The following is a 2,187-nucleotide window of genomic DNA, read 5'->3' as shown; positions in this document are numbered from 1 at the left end:
CCTTTCTAAGGATGTTCCTAGCCAGTTGAGCATGCTCAACTCGTGGAACACTTAGCAGATCGGCAAACAAAGCCGGTCAATATATAGAACCGAGCCGTCCTCATATCTCTTCAGACAATAGAACACGGGCTACCGCCCGTATGGGTCGGTAGCTCAGGTGGTTAGAGCGCACGCCTGATAAGCGTGAGGTCGGAGGTTCAAGTCCTCCTCGACCCACCATCGCTTCTGCAGTCGCAGAATCCCTTTGGGGCCTTAGCTCAGCTGGGAGAGCGCCTGATTTGCATTCAGGAGGTCAGGAGTTCGATCCTCCTAGGCTCCACCATGAATTCTCTTGCCGCCTTTGATCCGTCCGGATTAAAAGAAGGCATGAAGATTTGTGCGATCACAATGGTTTACCGCGATTATTGGGCGCTATCACAATGGTACGCGCATTACTCACGGCACCTAGGCTCGGAACATCTTTATATCGTAGCCCATGGCCATGATCCGAAGGTTTCTGAGCTTTGCCCACGGGCGAATGTGATCACGGTGCCGCGGGATGACCTGACTGGTTTCGATCGGGTTCGTGGACACCTGCTGAACGGCCTTCAGGACGGATTGGGTGCGCTATACGACTGGGTTATCCGCACGGATGCGGATGAACTGATTTGTTTCGACCCGGAACGTTACGCAAATTTCAGCGACCTGTTCGCCTCGCGCAAGAGAGCATCTGCACTCTTTGCTTTGGGAATGAACCTCACTGAAATGGACGGCGATCCTACGCTAACAGCGCAAGATAATGTCCTGCGCTACAGGCGTAAGGCGCATTTCTCCGGGCATTACAGCAAGGCTTGGGCGGTTCGGCGTGGAACGCATTTGGTGCGCCATGGCATTCAAACTGCCCCCGAGCGTTTGGACGACACGTCATTCACCTTTCCCAAAGGTGTTTACTTGGTTCATCTCAAATATGCGAACAGCGCTGCGCTGATCGATGCCAACCAGCATCGGACGCTTATTGGCAACGCTGGTAGCAAAGGTCTTCCCGGTAAAGCTTGGGCGCAGGCAGATCAAGACGCCTCCCGCTTTTACGCCGCTTTTCGCGAGTTGACTGAGCTGGATTGGCCCTTGGCAGAGCGACGCGGCTATCGGCGGATCAAGCGCGACCCCGTTCGAGATGAGAAGCTTAACGTGCTGCGTGCCAGATCGGTAAAGTTCCCGTTTCGGACGACCCTCCCAAAGTGGTTCGAAAACTGCTGATAGATTAGATCAGCAAGAACGCTACGGCGTTTTTGCTCGTCCAATCTGGACGTTTGCGTGACATCCTTCGGATGCACGTGATTGACATCGTAAAGAGAGATACTATCAACATGTTTGATCTCACCGCGTTAGGTGATGATCTCAGTTGCTGCCCTTCGGGGCCGGTGTTTGACGGGCTGTTTCCTCGGTCTTTCAAGCATATCGCGGCTGAAACGAATATGTTGTCCAAGTCAAGTACACTAACCAGAGCGGTGACGCTGCGTCCTGCACGGACGGCAGCTATCTGCATCGCTCATTGTCCAGACGACAGTCTGGGCGGGTGAAGTATGCTTTTGATGCAGAATAAGAGGGTCAGTTTCTTACCAGCTTCTGATCTTCGCGCGAGGCGCTAAGTCTTGCTTTTTCTGGATCAAATCAAGCGCGAAAAGGGCGTTTGGTGAATGCCTTGGCAGTAAGAGGCGATGAAAGACGTGATACTCTGCGATAAGCCATGGGGAGCTGAGAATAAGCTTTGATCCATGGATTTCTGAATGGGGCAACCCACCTGATACTTTGTTATTACTGCACTTCGGTGCAGCTAATAATGAGGTAAAACAGGTATTTTTAGGCTGAATATATAGGCTTAAAAAGGCAAACCCGGGGAACTGAAACATCTAAGTACCCGGAGGAAAGGAAATCAATATGATACTCCCCTAGTAGCGGCGAGCGAACGGGGACCAGCCGAGCCATGAGTGTGGTTAGAATGCGTTGGAATGCGCAACCAAAGTGGGTGATAGTCCCGTATAAGAAGCATGATTGGACGTATTAAGTAGGGCGGGACACGTGAAATCCTGTCTGAAGATCGGAGGACCACCTTCGAAGGCTAAGTACTCCTTACTGACCGATAGTGAACCAGTACCGTGAGGGAAAGGTGAAAAGCACCCCGACGAGGGGAGTGAAACAGTACCTGAA

General features: G+C 52.1%; 1 protein-coding gene, 2 tRNA genes and 1 rRNA gene. All 4 read left to right on the top strand.

Annotated elements, in window-relative coordinates; genetic code table 11:
• Positions 1 to 142 precede the first annotated feature (142 nt).
• Positions 143 to 219 (top strand) — tRNA-Ile (locus tag ACGYLX_RS18990).
• A gap of 27 nt (positions 220 to 246) precedes the next feature.
• Positions 247 to 322, top strand: a tRNA-Ala gene (locus ACGYLX_RS18985).
• Complete coding sequence (locus ACGYLX_RS18980; RefSeq protein ID WP_394451276.1) at positions 322 to 1,236, top strand: glycosyltransferase family 2 protein; 915 nt, start codon at positions 322 to 324, stop codon at positions 1,234 to 1,236. The genes ACGYLX_RS18985 and ACGYLX_RS18980 overlap by 1 nt, the downstream gene beginning before the upstream one ends.
• A 412-nt stretch (positions 1,237 to 1,648) precedes the next feature.
• Positions 1,649 to 2,187: ribosomal RNA gene (locus ACGYLX_RS18975) — 23S ribosomal RNA — on the top strand; the annotation flags it as partial.

It is taken from the genome of Sulfitobacter sp. 1A13496 (assembly GCF_043557225.1).
GTDB classification, from domain to species: domain Bacteria; phylum Pseudomonadota; class Alphaproteobacteria; order Rhodobacterales; family Rhodobacteraceae; genus Sulfitobacter; species Sulfitobacter faviae.
This window is presented reverse-complemented; position numbering and strand designations above follow the sequence as displayed.

Excerpts from the sequence above, each read along its gene's own strand:
- ACGYLX_RS18980 (WP_394451276.1), top strand. The coding sequence starts at position 322 with ATGAATTCTCTTGCCGCCTTTGATCCGTCCGGATTAAAAGAAGGCATG.